10 protein-coding genes are annotated in these 15,423 nt (G+C 63.9%); 6 read left to right on the top strand and 4 right to left on the bottom strand.

Annotation, left to right across the window (positions count from 1 at the left end; genetic code table 11):
• Positions 1–2,876, bottom strand: a 2,876-nt coding sequence (locus K675_RS30780) for a non-ribosomal peptide synthetase (RefSeq protein ID WP_017904101.1), incomplete at its 3' end; no start/stop codon positions are given.
• A 243-nt stretch (positions 2,877–3,119) separates the two neighbouring features.
• Between K675_RS30780 and K675_RS0113810 the strand changes: the two genes are divergently transcribed.
• The 3 genes from K675_RS0113810 (at position 3,120) to K675_RS0113800 (ending at position 6,260) form a co-directional block, all read left to right on the top strand.
• Positions 3,120–4,124 carry a cupin-like domain-containing protein gene (locus K675_RS0113810; RefSeq protein WP_017904100.1) on the top strand — a complete coding sequence of 335 codons (1,005 nt, stop codon included), beginning with the start codon at positions 3,120–3,122 and terminating at the stop codon, positions 4,122–4,124.
• Entirely contained in the window at positions 4,121–5,491 is a 1,371-nt protein-coding gene (locus K675_RS0113805; RefSeq protein ID WP_017904099.1) for an MFS transporter, read from the top strand. The genes K675_RS0113810 and K675_RS0113805 overlap by 4 nt, the downstream gene beginning before the upstream one ends.
• Before the next feature lie 154 nt (positions 5,492–5,645).
• Positions 5,646–6,260: an aspartyl/asparaginyl beta-hydroxylase domain-containing protein gene (locus K675_RS0113800; protein ID WP_017904098.1), complete on the top strand. Its 615-nt coding sequence runs from the start codon at positions 5,646–5,648 to the stop codon at positions 6,258–6,260.
• A 103-nt stretch (positions 6,261–6,363) separates the two neighbouring features.
• Here K675_RS0113800 and syrC read toward each other — a convergent pair whose 3' ends face one another.
• Genes syrC through K675_RS0113785 form a run of 3 tightly spaced genes read right to left on the bottom strand, consistent with a single transcriptional unit; the run spans position 6,364 to position 10,651 of the window.
• A complete protein-coding gene (gene syrC / locus K675_RS0113795; RefSeq protein WP_017904097.1) occupies positions 6,364–7,575 on the bottom strand; it encodes a syringomycin E biosynthesis aminoacyltransferase SyrC in 1,212 nt (403 codons plus the stop codon).
• A gap of 57 nt (positions 7,576–7,632) precedes the next feature.
• On the bottom strand, positions 7,633–8,568 hold the full coding sequence (gene syrB2, locus K675_RS0113790) for a syringomycin E biosynthesis L-threonyl-[L-threonyl-carrier protein] 4-chlorinase SyrB2 (protein WP_017904096.1): 936 nt from the start codon (positions 8,566–8,568) through the stop codon (positions 7,633–7,635).
• 16 nt (positions 8,569–8,584) lie between these two features.
• Entirely contained in the window at positions 8,585–10,651 is a 2,067-nt protein-coding gene (locus K675_RS0113785; RefSeq protein WP_017904095.1) for an amino acid adenylation domain-containing protein, read from the bottom strand.
• A gap of 328 nt (positions 10,652–10,979) precedes the next feature.
• On the opposite strand from K675_RS0113785, the gene K675_RS0113780 reads away from it, so the two are divergent.
• From K675_RS0113780 to K675_RS30775, 3 genes are all read left to right on the top strand, one after another.
• A complete protein-coding gene (locus K675_RS0113780) occupies positions 10,980–12,041 on the top strand; it encodes a TauD/TfdA family dioxygenase (protein ID WP_017904094.1) in 1,062 nt (353 codons plus the stop codon).
• Positions 12,042–12,119: 78 nt separating this feature from the next.
• Entirely contained in the window at positions 12,120–13,829 is a 1,710-nt protein-coding gene (locus tag K675_RS0113775; RefSeq protein WP_017904093.1) for a cyclic peptide export ABC transporter, read from the top strand.
• A 134-nt stretch (positions 13,830–13,963) separates the two neighbouring features.
• The coding region (locus K675_RS30775; RefSeq protein ID WP_037006489.1) for a condensation domain-containing protein at positions 13,964–15,423 on the top strand (1,460 nt) is incomplete at its 3' end.

Here is a 15,423-nt window from a genome sequence, read left to right as displayed (position 1 = left end):
TTGTCCAGATGCACGAAGGCACTGGGCACCATGTATTCGGGCAGATGCTTGAGCAGTTCGCCGCGCAGTTGTTCGGCAGGCACCGGCTCGCCGCACAGGTAGGCCACCAGACGCTTGCTTTCCGCCTGGTCGGGCTCGTCTTCACGGGCGACCACCACCACCTCGCGAACCCCTGCACACAGGGCCAAGGCCGCCTCGACTTCGCCGATTTCGATGCGCAGGCCGCGGATCTTCACCTGGAAGTCGTTACGCCCCAGATACTCCAGGGCACCGTTGGCCAGCCAGCGGCCCAGATCGCCGGTCTTGTACAGGCGCGCCTGGGGATCGTCGGAGAACGGGTCGGCGACGAAGCGCTCGGCCGTCAGTTCTGGCTGGTTCAGGTAGCCGCGGGCCACACCGATGCCGCCGATGTGCAATTCACCGGCCACGCCCAGCGGTTGTACCTGGCCCAGTGCATCGAGCACATGCATCCGGATATTGGCGATGGGGCGACCGATCGGCACGCTTTCGCCCGGGTCGCCAGGGCGGCACTGCCAGGCGGTGACGTCGATGGCTGCTTCGGTCGGGCCATAGAGGTTGTGCAGTTCGACCCCTGTCAGTTGTTGTTCGAAGCGTCGCTGCAGGCCACGGGGCAGGGCCTCGCCGCTGCACAGCACCCGGCGCAGGTCGGGGAAGTCGCGGTTGGCGCGATGCTCCAGGAACAGATCGAGCATCGACGGCACGAAGTGCAGCAGGGTGATGCCGGCCTCGCGGATCACCCGGGCCAGGTAGTCGGGCTCCTGATGACCGCCCGGACGGGCCATGACCAGTTCGGCGCCGGCGAGCAGCGGCAGGAAGAACTCCCAGACCGATACGTCGAAGCCGAACGGGGTCTTCTGCAGCACCCGGTCGCTGCTGTCGACGGCATATTCGTCGCGGGCCCAGAGCAGGCGGTTGACCACGCCCAGGTGTTCGTTCATCACCCCCTTCGGCGTTCCGGTGGAGCCCGAGGTGTAGAGCACGTAGGCCAGGTGGTTCGGCCGCAGGCCGAGGGCCCGGGGATCCGGGTTGAAGCTTGGCTGTGCCGCCAGTTGCGCGCTGTCGGCGGCGTCGTCGAGCAGCAGCACCGGCACGTTCAGGGCCGGCAGTTCGGCACTGAGCGCCTGGGTCGTGAGCACGGTACGTGGCGCGCTGTCTTCGAGCATGTAGGCCTGGCGGGCACTCGGCAGGTCCGGATCGACCGGCACATAGGCACCGCCGGCCTTGAGAATGCCGAGCAGGGCAACGACCATCTCCGGGCCACGGCGCAGGCTGACGGCCACCCGGGCATCGGGTTCCACGCCCAGTCCGATCAGCCGATGGGCAAGCCGGTTGGCACGCTGGTTGAGCTGTTCGTAGCTGAGCAGCGGCCCGCTGTCGCCGCGTACGGCACAGGCGTTCGGACGCTGGATGGCCTGCTGTTCGACCAACTGGTGGATCAGCACGTCACGCGGATAGGCGCGGGCGGTATCGTTGAAACCCACCTGCAGTTGCCGGCGCTCCTCCTCGCCCATCAGCGGGAAGTGCGCCACGGGGGTGTCATGCTGCTCCAGCACCGCCTCGAGCATGGCGAACATGCGCTGTTGCAGGCGTTGGGCCTCTTCGAGGCTGTAGTAGGCCGTGTTGAAGTTGAAGTCCAGGTGCACGTCTTCGTACGGATGGTAGTCGCGGACGAAAATAGCCATCGGCGTCTGCTCGTAGCCGTTGTCCATGGTGATCACCCGCGACGAGGTGCCCCCGAACTGGTCGTCGCCGTCGAGGCTTTCGAACGACAGCGAAACGTCGAACAATTGCCTGCGCCCGGTCTGGGCCAGGCGCAGGGTGCGGTTGAGCTCGGCGATGGGGAAACGCTGGTGGCGATAGCAACGACGCAGTTGCGCGCCGGCGGCGTTCATCAGGTCCAGCAGCGAACCTTGCGGGTCGACCGCCAGGCGAATCGGGCTGACCGAGGAAAACATGCCGGCGGTGGCTTTCTGGCGGGCGGTGGTGCGGTTGTGCACGGGCATGCCGATGACGATTTCATCGACTCCCACGGTGCGGCAGAAATAGGTGCCGACCACGCTGATCAGCACATGGGCCACCGACAGGCTGCGCTCGCTGGCGAACTGCGTCAGGGCGTTGTACAGGGGGCGCGGCAGCATCGCCTGGACCTGGGCGCTGGGCGCCAGCTCGTTGGCCTTGCCGGCCTTGAAGTCGGCGCGGCGCTGCAACAGCGGCGGTGGCAGTTGCGCGTAGACTTCCTGCCAGAACTGCCGGTCGCGCTCGTAGCGCGAGGACTGCAGGTAGGCGCGGTCCTCTTCGAGGAACGACAGGTAGGAGGGGCCTTCGGCGACCTCTTCGTTGCCGGCCAGCAGACTGTTGTAGGCCGCACCCACCGCATGCCCGATCAGCGCCACGCCAATGCCGTCGGTGACCAGGTGATGGTAGCGGTTGAGCCAGTAATGGCGCTGGGGTCCGCAACGCACCATGCGCGCTTCCCAGAGTTGGCCGGTGAGGGATTCGAACGGTTTGCGAAAGGCTTCGCGCAGATACTCCATGGCCAGGCCGGCATCGTCTTCGGCCTCGGAAAACTCCACCACCTCGAGCTTGACCTTGACCTCGGGCAAGACCCGCTGGCGGCCGGTGCCACCCTCGTGGCTGAAGCTCAGGCGCAGGGTGTCGTTGCGGTTGGCGACCATTTCGATGGCTTTCTCGAACAGCGGGATATCGATCTCGCCACGGATCTCCAGGGACATGCCGATGTTGTAGTAGGGCAGGTCGGGGTGTGCGATCTGATCGAGCCAGATACCCTGCTGGACCGACGCCAGTTCGTGGGACACGCTGGTTTGCGCGGACAGCTTTTCGGTCGACGAATCCATTTCGGAGCACCTGTTTGCAGAAATCAGTGGGCTCGTCTCCGAGCGAAGGACAGCACGGCGCGCAGGCTCTACTGCCAGTCGGCGGGACGAAGGAAAGCGTGGGAAAAAAGCTAGAGCATCCACCGGGGGATGTCTGTCATGGGAAGCAGGGACAATCGGGCGGGGCGGCCCTCGGTGCGTTTGGGCGCGTGTGCGTGACTCTGTTATATCAACGGGCCTGAGTGTTCTTGCGAGGGTCGCACCATGTCATCGATTGCCGAAGTGAACCGTCCTGAGTCGAAGTTCTGGAGTCTTTCGCGTTTTCCCAATCATACTCAGGCCGGTCCTGTCGACGTGATCGATGCCTTCACGATTACCCGGGAGGCGTTCACCCGACACTACGTCGACCGCAACCGACCGTGCCTGGTGAAAAACGCCGTGCGCCACTGGCCGGCGTTCCGCAAATGGCAGCAACTGGACTACTTCAAGGCGCACTCGCGCAACAACCCGGTGGTCGTCCGTTCGCAGATCGTCTCGGAGGTCATCGGCTGGTCCAATCCCGGCGTCAAGGCCGAGCTGACCGAGTACGCCAATACGGTCTACCGGGACATGCCCTTCCACGACTTTCTCGACAGCCTGGGCCGCGGCCGCGACCCGCTGGTGGCCGACAGTTGCCGTTTCTCCGAAGGCTCGGCGATCGAGGCGATGAAGGATGACGTCGGTGGCCTGCCGTTCATGCCGGAGCTGTCGAAGTCGTTGCATTACCCGGCCCACCGCAGCTTCCTGTACCGCAACTCCTATACCGACTGGCACTTCCATGTCATCGACGAGACCTTCATGGCCCAGGTGGTCGGTGCCAAGGAGGTGCTTCTGTTGCCACCGGACGAGACCAGTTGGCGCGCGCTGCGGCCGGTGATCGAGCAGGCCGGCTACCTCTACGACATCGATACCCGACGGTTTCCCGGCATGCGCAACCTGCGGGCCCTGCGCGCCGTGGTGGAGCCCGGCGATGCACTGTACATCCCGGTCTACTGGTGGCATGCGGTGCAGTCGGTGGATGACGAGTTCGGTGCCACCGTGGCGGCGACCTTCCGCACGCCACTGCACGTCAGTGGCGATATCCGCTCGCCGATTGCCCGGCGGGTACTGCGCACCTACCTGTTCTCGCGTTTCGCGCCCCTGGTGGTCGGCGCGGTGGCCTATTCCCTGGCGTGGCGCCTGGTGGACAGGCTGAACCGCTGGTTCGTACCCGGCGACAAGCGCTCATGAGTCGCGCCAGCCGGCGACGGCCATTCGACCTGGGGCGCGGTTTCTATTTCCTCTGGGCGGGTGAATCCCTGGTGGTGGTGGGGGCGGCGCTGATGGAGTTCGCCCTCGGTGTCTGGGTCTACTCCCACACCGGCTCGGCGGTGGCCTTCGCCAATGTGGTGTTGGCCGCGACCCTGCCGGCGGTCCTGTTCCTGCCGCTGGCCGGCGGCCTGGCCGACCGGGTCAGTCATCGGGCGATCATCGTTTGTTGCGACCTGAGCCTGGCGCTGCTGCTCCTGGGCGTCATGGGGCTGCTCTGGCTCGACAGGCTGGAGCCGTTGCACCTGTACCTGTTCAACGGCCTGGCGTCGATTCTCGCCGCCTTTCGCAAGCCGGCCTACCAGGCATCGGTCAACATGCTGGTGGCGCCCGACAAGTTCACCCGGGCGTCGGGCCTGATCGGCATCAGCAAGAATGCCTCGACCCTGGTGGTACCGTTGCTGGCGGGGCTGATCATGGCCAAGACCGGGTTGCTGACCATCCTGGTGGTGGACCTGCTGACCTACTGCGCCGGCACCTTGCTGGTGGTCAAGGCGTTTTCCCATCTGCGCCGGGCCCCCGCGAGTCACGGGACCAGCGAACGAGGCCCGGTACTGCGGGGAGCGCTGGACAATGTCGGCGCGGCCCTGAAGTTCTTCTCCGGTGTGCGCTTGATGACCGGGCTGCTGGTCTATTCCACGCTGCGCACCGCCCTGGTGTCGCTGGCGACGGTGATGATCACGCCGTTGCTGATGTCCAGCCTGGGTACTCAGGCCCTGGGGCTGACCTACACCTGGGCAGGCCTGGGAGGCCTGGCCGGTGCCGGGTTGCTGGTGATCATGGGCAGCCCGCGGCGCCTGATGGTGATGGCGACGGTGGCCGACCTGCTGCTGTCGATCTGCCTGATTGTCCTTGGGCTGGCTTCGCAGACCGTGGCCTATTGTGCCCTGGCCTTCTGCGCGATCCTGGCGGCCAGCGTCGCCGACGCCGGGGTCAGTGCAATGTGGATGAACCGCATTCCCGCGGATAACCGGGCCAGCGTCTTCGCCCTGATCAACATGCTGGCGATCGCCTGCACCAGCCTGGCGATCTTTGTCGGCGGCTGGCTGGTGGACCACTGGTTTCAGCCGGCGTTGTCGCCGGGCGGCGAGTATGTCGGCTCGATCGGCGGTTGGCTGGGCACCGGCGAGGGGCGCGGTGTCGGCCTGCTGTTCGTGGTCACCGGCGTGCTCTTCGCGCTGTTGTCCCTGGGCGGGCTGCTCTACGGACCGATACGCCGCATGGAGGGCGCGCAGGCCGGGGCGACACCCCCGCCGACGGATGATCCGGTGCGGGCCAGCGCCCTGTGAAAAAGCACTCAAGGCCGCGCGGCGGGCCTGTTGTACCAGATTCCCGTGACAGACAGACCCGGGGGGCTGGGTCAACCTTTGCAGGCTCTCGCCAGTCGTCAGGACTGCGCCCATATCGCCATCCGAGCTGACAACAATCGATAGAGGAGGACCTATGCGTCCGTCATTTTATGATCCCAGCCACTTCCCCAAGCTTCAGCACCTGGCCAACAACTGGGAAGTGATCCGCAAGGAATTTCTCGCCCTGAATGCGCCGACCCTGACCATCAACCGAGTCGGCAAGCAGATCACCGATATCGTCAACGAAGTCGACGAACACATGGCTGCCGGGGGCCAGTACGGCTGGATCTGGGGCTGGGGCGACAACATGGAAGTGATGCCCGAGTGGACCCAGTACGGCCTGATGGCCTACGACACGCCGATTCCCTATGCTCGTGAGGCGATGCCGGAAACCATCGAACTGCTGACCCAGATTCCCGGGGTCAAGCTCTGTGCCCTGTTGCGCATGGAACCCAACGTGTTCCTGGGCACCCATGCCCACACCGGCACCTGGGAGGAAGGGCTGCTGCACATGCAACTGACCATCGATGCACCCGTCACCGGCAACTACGCCTACCTCAACGTCAATGGCCACTTCAACCAGAGCACCAACGGCAACCTGGTGATCTTCGACGGTTCGCTCGATCACTTCGCAGTCAATGCCTCGCGGGATTTCCGTACCGTTCTGTACCTCGAGTTCCATCGTGAAATGAACATGATTGCCGCCTGATAGCGCACGCGGCGGTCCGCGTCAGCGGGCCGCTTTTGCCGTCGCCGGTCGCAGGAATGAAGAAGGGGGCGCAAGCCCCCTTTGTGTCATCTGCCCGCAACCGTCAGGCGAAAGTCGGCTGGAGGACTTCTTCCAGGAAGTTGAAGGCGGTCTGCCTGGCCAGGTGGGTGGACTCGAAGAATGCCAGGTGGCTGCCATTGCGTTCCACATGCAGGGTGGCCTCCTCGATCGAGGCGGCGATGTGGCGCGAACCACCGATATGCGTAGTGGCATCGGCGTCGCCGGCGACCACCAGGGTCGGTACCGCGATCCGCGCCAGCTGCGCGGCCAGCTCGGTCTTGTTCAAGGCATCGTTCAGTCGTGCATAGCGATAGAACAGCTCCGGGTTGACGTAGGGATAGAGCGCGACATGGGCGATCGGCTCCGGTGTGGTGGCCAGCGTCGCCTGGTCGAGGAACATTGTCTGCAGGTCGCTGGCCTCGTGGCGGTTCTGGGCCGCGGCTTCCATCAGCCACTCGAAGTTCTGCTGATGAGCGGTGCGCAGGTTGTCGTCGCCCAGGTTGTAGTCGCCATGCCACAGGCTCAGGGAGCTGACCCGGTCGCCGTGGGCCGCGGCGGCACTGAGGGCGATCACCGCGCCGCCGCAGATGCCCATCAGGTGCGCGGTCGGCAGTTCGTAGTGATTCATCACGCTGATCAGATCGGCGACCTGGGCCTCGGTGTCCACGGCGATACCGTCGAAGGAATCGCAGGCGCCGAACAGCCCGCGGGTCTCCCAGGTGACCACGAAGAAGCGTTCGCTCAGCGCGTCGAACCAGTCGCGACAAAGGTCGAAGGGCATGCCGCAGGGCAGGGCGAGGACGATTGCCGGACGCTCCCGGTGGGTGCTGGCGTAGACCGACAGGGAGACGTTGTCGTGGGTGGTCAGGTGCAGTGTCTCGATGTGCGACACCGCACCGCTGAAGTCGAAATACTTGAGCGCCCGCCTGAATGCCGCGTTCCCTTCATCATCATCGAAGTGATCGTAGCGGTAGTCGAGCGCCTCGCAGATCTTGCGGCTGATAAAGTATTCGAAGGACGACAGTTGGGCCTCGCCACCGTGCAGGTACTGCAAGGCATGCACGCCGATCCGCGCAAAGGCGGCGTTGACCGCGCGTTCCGTGGCTCTGACGCTGGGCGATGCCTGCTCGGGGAGCGGGCCATCGTCGTGGGCGAGAAAGCTCAGGCAAACGGGATCGGGCAGGTGGATGGCAAGGTGCCTAAGCATCCTCACGGTCTCGCACAGGCGCAACGTCGCGTCGGTGGAAATAGTCATGGATTTCAACTCCTGTAGGCACATTGCGCAGGCCAACTGTCGTCAGGCTGTCAGGGATCAGGCCACTTCGAATTTCTTGCCGCGGGTGGTATGGGTCACGAGGCGGTTGTAGTCCGGTGTCTTGTTACCGACCACCTGTACCGCGCCGTATTTCTCCAGGCTGATGCGACCGCCGTATTCCTCGATGTGATCGGAGTCCGGGTAGATCTTCACGAACGACGGCACATAGCGCGATGCGAAGCCCATGCGCATTTCCTGGGACTCACCGTTGTGCGGGTAGGAGGCGTGCATCAGGGTCGACCAGAAAATGATGAACTGGCCGGCTTTCATCACCATCGGCACGGCGGCGGATTCGTCGGGCTTGAAGTTCTCGTCGATCTGCAACTGGCGATAGTCGTAGCCGAAGAAACCGCGACGTACGCCGTCCTTGACCACCGAGCTGTTGTTGGCCTCGGGGTCGTAGCTCATGCGCTTGGTTTCGTCGTAGTTCATGCTGTTCTGGGTGCCGGGGATGAACTGCAGGCAACCGTTGGCGATGGTGGCGTCGGTGAACGCGGTCCAGACGGTGATGGTGCCGCCGAAGTCCTCGTGTTCCGGCCAGAGGATCTGTGGCTTGCCGGAGGCGTTGGCGAAGGTGTCGGCCTGGTGCCAGTCGGTGCCTTCATCGCCTGGGTACTTGGGGAAGAACTCGGTGCGCCAGCACAGCACGTCCGGGCCGAGGATGCTTTCGACGCGGTCGCAGATCTGCGCGCGGCAGATGTGGTCGGCCAGGAAGTCGTCATCCAGGTGGCGGTCGTAGTTGGCGATGTTGGTGCCGGCGGAGATGGCATCCAGGTCCTGGTAGGCCGCCGCGCTACGGTCGAGCATGCGCAGGCGGGTGCGCTTCCAGGCCTCTTTCATTTCTTCCGGCGAATAGGCGTCGAATGGGCCGATGAAACCGTTCTTTTCGAACGAGGCGCGTTCTTCCGGGGTCAGGGCGAATTTTTTGCTCACGGGTCTTTCCTTTTGGTCAATGGGCTTGAACAAGGTTGCGGGAGATGTAGTCGGCCAGGACCTTGGCGGTCGCGCCGTTCGCCAGGACACCGGGGTCGAGGCTGATCTGGAAGTGAGTCTTGAGTTTGTTCAGCGAGCGGATCAGGGCCAGGGAGGTGCCGCCGAAATCGAAGAAGTCGTCATTGAGGCCGATGTTCTTCAGGCCCAGGTCCTCGCTCCACACCTTGAGCACGAACTGCTCGGGAGCCAGTTGCGTGCGCGAGATGTAGTCGGCCAACACCTTGGCGGTCGCGCCATTCGCCAGCACGCCGGGATCGAGACTGATCTGGAAGTGGGTCTTGAGCTTGTTCAGCGAGCGGATCAGGGCCAGGGAGGTACCACCGAAATCGAAGAAGTCGTCGTTCAGGCCGATGTTCTTCAGGCCCAGGTCTTCGTTCCATACCTTGAGCACGAACTGCTCGACCTCGTTGAGCTGCGCAGTGCCGGCCGCGCCGACCGGGGTGACAGCGTCGGTCGGCGAGGGCAGTCGCTGCCTGTCGATCTTGCCATGGTCGGTCACCGGCAACTGCGCCAGGGCCAGGTAGGTCGAGGGGCGCATGTAATCCGGCAGGCTGCTGTTCACCAGGGCGGTGACTTCGCCACGGATTCGCTCGGTCCAGGCGCCTGGCCCCTGGCTGGGGACCACATAGGCCACCAGGCGCAGGTCGCCATCGCCATAGTCGTGCGCGCCGACATGGGCGGCCGCCACGTGAGGGCTGTTTTGCAGGCAGGCTTCGATTTCGCCCGGTTCGATGCGGAAACCGCTGATTTTCAGTTGCTCGTCGCAACGGCCGGCGTAACGGTACTCGCCGTCGTCTCCCAGGGTCAGCAGGTCACCGGTGCGGTAGACGCGGGTCGAGGTGCCGGGCAACTGGATGAACCGTTCGGCGTTGAGGGTGGCGCGGTTCAGGTAGCCCTGGGCCACGCCGGCGCCTTCGATATACAGCTCGCCGGTCGTGCCCGGGGCCACCGCTGCCTGGTTGGCATCGAGCAGGTGCAGGCGCCAGCCGTCCAGCGGCCTGCCGATGGAGACGATCGCGCCGGTTTCCAGATCCTGGCCCAGCACGCGCTTGAAAGTGGTGTGAACGGTCGCTTCGGTGATGCCGTACATGTTGATCAGCGCCGGCTTCCGGTCGCCATGACGCGCAACCCAGGGGCGTAGCACGGTGGCCGGCAGCGCTTCTCCGCCGAACACCACATAGCGCAGGGCCAGGGGTGTGTTGCTGCCACGGTCGGCCTCGTCGAGACCGCGGAAGGCCGAAGGCGTCTGGCTGAGCACGGTCACACGCTGGTCGGATAGCCATTGACGCAGGGCGGCCGGAGAGCGGGAAACGTCATACGGCACCACGCTGACCTGACCGCCATGGGCCAGGGCGCCCCAGATTTCCCAGACCGAGAAGTCGAAACCGATGGAGTGGAACATCGACCAGACGTCCTGGGCATTGAAGCCATAGACGCGTTGCGTGCTTTCCAGCAGGCGGCTGACGTTGCCGTGGGCAACCTGTACGCCCTTGGGCTCGCCGGTGGAGCCGGAGGTGTAGATGATGTAGGCGATCGCCTGGTCCGGATCGCGGCGATCGATCTCGGCGCTCGGTTCCAGCTCAGGAGCGGACAGCAGTCGGTCCAGGGGAAGCACGCGCAAGCCGGTGGTCGGTGGCGGATTCGCGGTGTCGCCGAGCATCAGGGTCAGGCCGCTGTCGCGCACGATATGCTCGACACGCTTGCCCGGATATTGCGGGTCGACCGGAACATAGGTGCCGCCGGCCTTGAGGATGCCCAGCAGGCCGATGACCAGATCGACGCTGCGTGGCAGGTACATGCCGACACGCATGCCATCCTTCACGCCTTCATGGCGCAGGCGCGCCGCGAGCTTCGACGACAGCGCGTCGAGTTGCGCATAGCTCAATGTCCGAGTGGCGTCGGATACCGCCGTTCGCTCGGGAAACTCACGTGCCCGCGCACCGAACAGCTCATGCAGGAAAGCACCGGACGTGAGGGGGGCTGGCGCGGTGTTGACCGATTCGCCAGTGTTCTTGATCGGCATGACTTACGCTCCTGTGTAATAACCAGGTGCAGCGCATTGGCGCCTTGACGAGTTGCGCTGCACTTGAGACGTCCCTGCGGCCTGGGGACCCGTTGCGAAAGAGCCGGGACGATCCGCAGTGGCCGCATTTCAGCACTGAGCAGTCGCCGGCGTCTGTCGCGGGAAATGGGGACAAAACCGTCACGGGCGGCATGCGCGGCGCCTGTCCCGGTTTGCAGTGACAGACAGCTCCCCGCCATCGGTGTTCTTATCCTTGCGCGGCAGTGGGGCCGATCAGGTCTCGCGCCATACAACGTGGATGTGAGGGGCTGTGGTCCAGGAGTGTTTCATGAGTCTTCAAGCTAACGCTGCGCCGGTTTTCACCGCTGACGAAATGCCGAGTTCGCCGACCTGGCCCGACGGGGTCGGTGACCCATTGGTGCGCCTGTCCTTCCTGGCCCCGGGCATGAGCCTGCCGGTGGTGATCGAACCCGTCGCGGCCGGCCTGGATCCGGCGTTGTGGGCATCCACGCAGCGCGAGGCGATCGAGGCGTTGCTGTGCCAGTACGGGGCGCTGTTGTTCCGCGGCTTCGACCTGGGCTCGGTCGCGGCCTTCGAAACCTTCGCCGAAGCGCTGTCGCCCGGCCTGCATGGCAGTTATGGCGACCTGCCGAAGAAGGAGGGTGGGCGCAATGTCTATCGTTCCACGCCCTATCCGGAGCGCGAGATGATCCTTTATCACAACGAAAGCTCGCACCTGGAGAGCTGGCCGCGCAAGCAGTGGTTCTTCTGCGAACAACCTTCGCGGGTCGGAGGGGCAACGCCGCTGGCGGACATCCGGCAGGTGCTCGGGCGCCTGCCGGCCGAAGTGGTCGAGCGCTTCGAGCGCAAGGGATTGATGTACAGCCGCACTTTTACCTCCGGTGTCGAACCGAGCTGGGAATCGTTCTTCGGCACCCCCTCACGTGATGTCGTCGAACAGCGCTGCCGCGAGCGGGGCACCGATTTCGAGTGGCTCGACGCCGATACCCTGCAGATCCGCACCCAGTGTCCGGCGGTAATCACCCACCCGTTCACCGGCGAACGTTGCTTCTTCAACCAGGTGCAGTTGCACCACCCGTTCTGCCTGGGCGAGGAAATGCGCGAGGATCTGCTGGACATGTTCGGTGCCGACCGCCTGCCACGGCTGGTCAGCTATGGCGACGGTTCACCGATCGAGGACTCGGTCATGGCTCTGATCGGCGATGCCTACGAGGATTGCGCGGTACGTTTCGACTGGCGCAAGGGCGATGTGGTGATGCTGGACAACATGCTCGCCGCTCATGCCCGCGACCCCTACGAAGAACCTCGGCTGATCGTCGTCGCCATGGGTGAAATGACCGCCCGGGACGATGTCTGGAAGCCCGCCTGAACGCCCCCCACACCGGGTCTCCCGGGACTTTCAACGGCCGGCCGGCGAGCGGGCCCCAGCATTCAAGGACTGTCACCAATGAACAACGGGCAAGAGAAAACGGCCAAACCCGGCTCGGTCATGCGGCTGCTCTGGCGCAACCACCCCTGGCTGACCCTGATGACCCTGTTGACTGGTGTCATCAGCGGTGTGGCCTCTATCGCGGTGATCAACGTGATCAACCAGGCGATTCACGAGGAACGCTTTCAATGGCAGTCGGTGTACTGGTTCGTCGGCCTGAGCCTGGTGGCGTTGCTGTTCCGTAACGGCGCCGCGCTGTTTCCCGCCTATGCCAGCATGCGCATCATGACCCGTCTGCGTATTGCCCTGTGCCGCAAGATCCTGGTGACGCCCCTTGAGGAGGTCGACCGGCGGGGGGCGCCGAACGTCCTGACGATGCTCACCAACGATATTCCGCAATTGAACAGCACCCTGGTGATCATGCCGACGGTGCTGGTGGAAACGGCGGTGTTTCTGTTCGGTATCGCCTACCTGGCGTCTCTGTCCTGGGTCGTGTTCGCACTGACCATGGGCCTGATCGTGCTGGGGGTCTTGCTCTATATGGGCTTTTTCATGGGGGGCATGAACGTCACCCGCAAGGTGCGCGACGAGTACACCGCGTTCAACGAATACACCCACGCCCTGGTGTTCGGTCTCAAGGAACTCAAGCTGAACGGCATCCGCCGGCGCTGGTTCAGCCGCTCGGCGATCGAGGAATCCTCGACCAAGGTCGCCCGCTACAACTATTTCGAACGGCTCTGGTACACCGCCGCCGACAACGTCGGGCAACTGACCTTGTCGCTGCTGATCGGTTGCCTGTTGTTCATTGCCCCCCTGGCTGGAGCGATCGACAGCAAGACCATGAGCGCCAGTGTGCTGGCGGTGCTGTACATCATGGGCCCGCTGTCGCTGCTGGTCAGCGCGATGCCGATGCTGGCCCAGGGCCGAGTCGCCAGTGCCCGCCTGGCGGAGTTCGGCTTCTCCATCAATGACCCGCATCCCGAGCCGGAAGCCCTTGCCAGCGAAACCGCCAATGTGCTGTTCCTGGATCACAACAAGAAGGACTGGAACAGTATCCAGTTGCAGGGCGTGCGCATGAACTACGTGGATCCGATCAGCGGCTCGGGTTTTGCCCTGGGGCCCATCGACCTGACCGTACAGGCCGGTGAGCTGATCTACATCGTCGGTGGCAACGGCTGCGGCAAGAGCACACTGGCCAAGGTGCTCAGCGGGCTGTACATCCCCCAGGAAGGGCAGGTGTTGCTCGATGGCAAGGCGATCACCGATACCTCGCGCAACCACTACCGTGACCTGTTCTCCGCGGTGTTCTCCGACTTCCAGTTGTTCAACCGCCTGATCGGCCCTGACGAGCAGGAGGATGCCAGCACGGAACTGGCACAGAAATACCTGGCGACCCTGGGTCTGGCCGACAAGATCAGCATCGAAGGGATGGGTTACTCGACCACCAAGGCCCTGTCCTACGGGCAGCAGAAGCGCTTGGCCCTGGTCTGCGCCTACATGGAGGATCGACCGATCTACCTGCTGGATGAATGGGCTGCGGACCAGGATCCGCCGTTCAAGCGTTTCTTCTACGAAGAACTGCTGCCGGACCTCAAGCGCCGTGGCAAGACGGTCCTGATCATCACCCACGATGACCAGTACTTCCAGCTGGCCGATCGCATCATCAAGTTGGTGGACGGACACATTGTCTCCGACGTGAAGTGTGCGGTGCAGGGTAAGCGCGCCTGAATTCCGGCGTTTCCTGACGCTTCCGGGGACACGGTTTCGCCAGGCTGGGCGAGACCGCCCCTGGCCCCCACTCAACTTCCAGCTATCGCCACCTTTTCGTCGTGGTGAGGCCGATCCTTTGCGAGAAGAAATGTATGGCGTTTGCTCTGACCGCTGCCCAACGCAATATCTGGCTGGACCAGATGACTCAAGGCGATTCGCCGCTGTACAACATCGGCGGCCATCTGGATATCGAGGGGCACCTCGATCCCGAACTGTTCCAGCGGTCGGTGGACCTGCTGATGCAAAAGCACGATGCCTTGCGCATGGTCCTGCTCGACCGGCGCGACGAGGAGGGCGTGCCGCTGCAGTCCTTTGCCGAAACACTGCCGATGTGCGTGGCGCCGATCGACCTGCGAGGCGAGGCGGATCCTCCGCAGGCAGCTCAGCGCTGGATGCAACGTCAGATCGAGACGCCCTTCGAAATGCGCGGCGGCCCGTTGTTCCGCCTCCATTTGCTCAGGGTCGAAGAGCAGCGCTATTACTTTGTCATCCATGCCCACCATATCGTGCTCGATGGCTGGGGTATCGATGCGCTCTTCGCCTCTCTCGGTCAGATCTACAACGCACTGCTCGATGAGCATGCGCCCGATCTGACCGCGCCGTCCTATGTCGACTTCATCGAGGACGACCATGCTTACCGCCAGTCGCCGCGTTTCGCCCACGACCAGGCCTACTGGCTGGAAAAGTACAACGACCTCCCCGAACCCCTGTTGCCCCCAAGCCACCTCCAGGCCCAAGGCGAAGGGCCGATCCGCAGCGGTCATTTCACCTGCGGTTTTGCCCGGCACTTCGACATCAGTATCGACGAACTGGCCCACAGCCTGCAGGCCTCACGCTTCCACGTCCTGCTGGCGGTACTGTATGTCTACTTCACCCGGATTCACGCGCGCGACGAGCTGGTGGTCGGCGTGCCGATCCTCAACCGCTCCAATGCCAAGTTCAAGAAGACCCTGGGGCTGTTTACCCAACTCAGCGCGGTGCGTCTGAGGTTTGGTGACGAGTTGTCGTTTGCCGAGTTGGTGCAGGGCATCTGTCGGGCGGTCAAGCAGGATTACCGCTACCAGCGTTTCCCGCTCAGCGATCTCAACCGTTTGCTGGAACTGCGCCGTACCGACCGGCAGCGACTGTTCGACCTGACATTCTCCTACGAACCGCACCATTACCTGATCCACTTCGGCCAGGCGCACGCCCGGGTGTACAAGTCCTCGAACGATCACGAACAGACGCCGCTGGCCATCCACCTGCGCACCAACCTCCACGACAATGAATCCCGGTTGCACTACATCTACAACGAGGCGTATTTTCAGGCCGACGAGATCGAGCCGATGGCCGAGCGTCTGCAGCATGTGCTGGACCAGGGGCTGGCCAATGCGCGGTTGCCCGTGCGCGCGTTCTCCGTGCTCAATGCGACCGATGCCCTGCAGTTGCAGGCCTGGAATGCCGGGCAGCAGCAGTTTGCCCAGGCACAGACGATCCACCAGCAGTTCGAGGCCCGCGCGGCCGAGCGTCCGGATGCCGTGGCCCTGGTGTATCAGGACGAAAGCCTGACCTA

The organism is Pseudomonas fuscovaginae SE-1, from assembly GCF_000364705.1.
Classification (GTDB): Bacteria; Pseudomonadota; Gammaproteobacteria; order Pseudomonadales; family Pseudomonadaceae; genus Aquipseudomonas; species Aquipseudomonas fuscovaginae_A.
The sequence above is the reverse complement of the archived record's forward strand: the minus strand, read 5'-3'. Positions and strand labels throughout refer to the sequence as shown.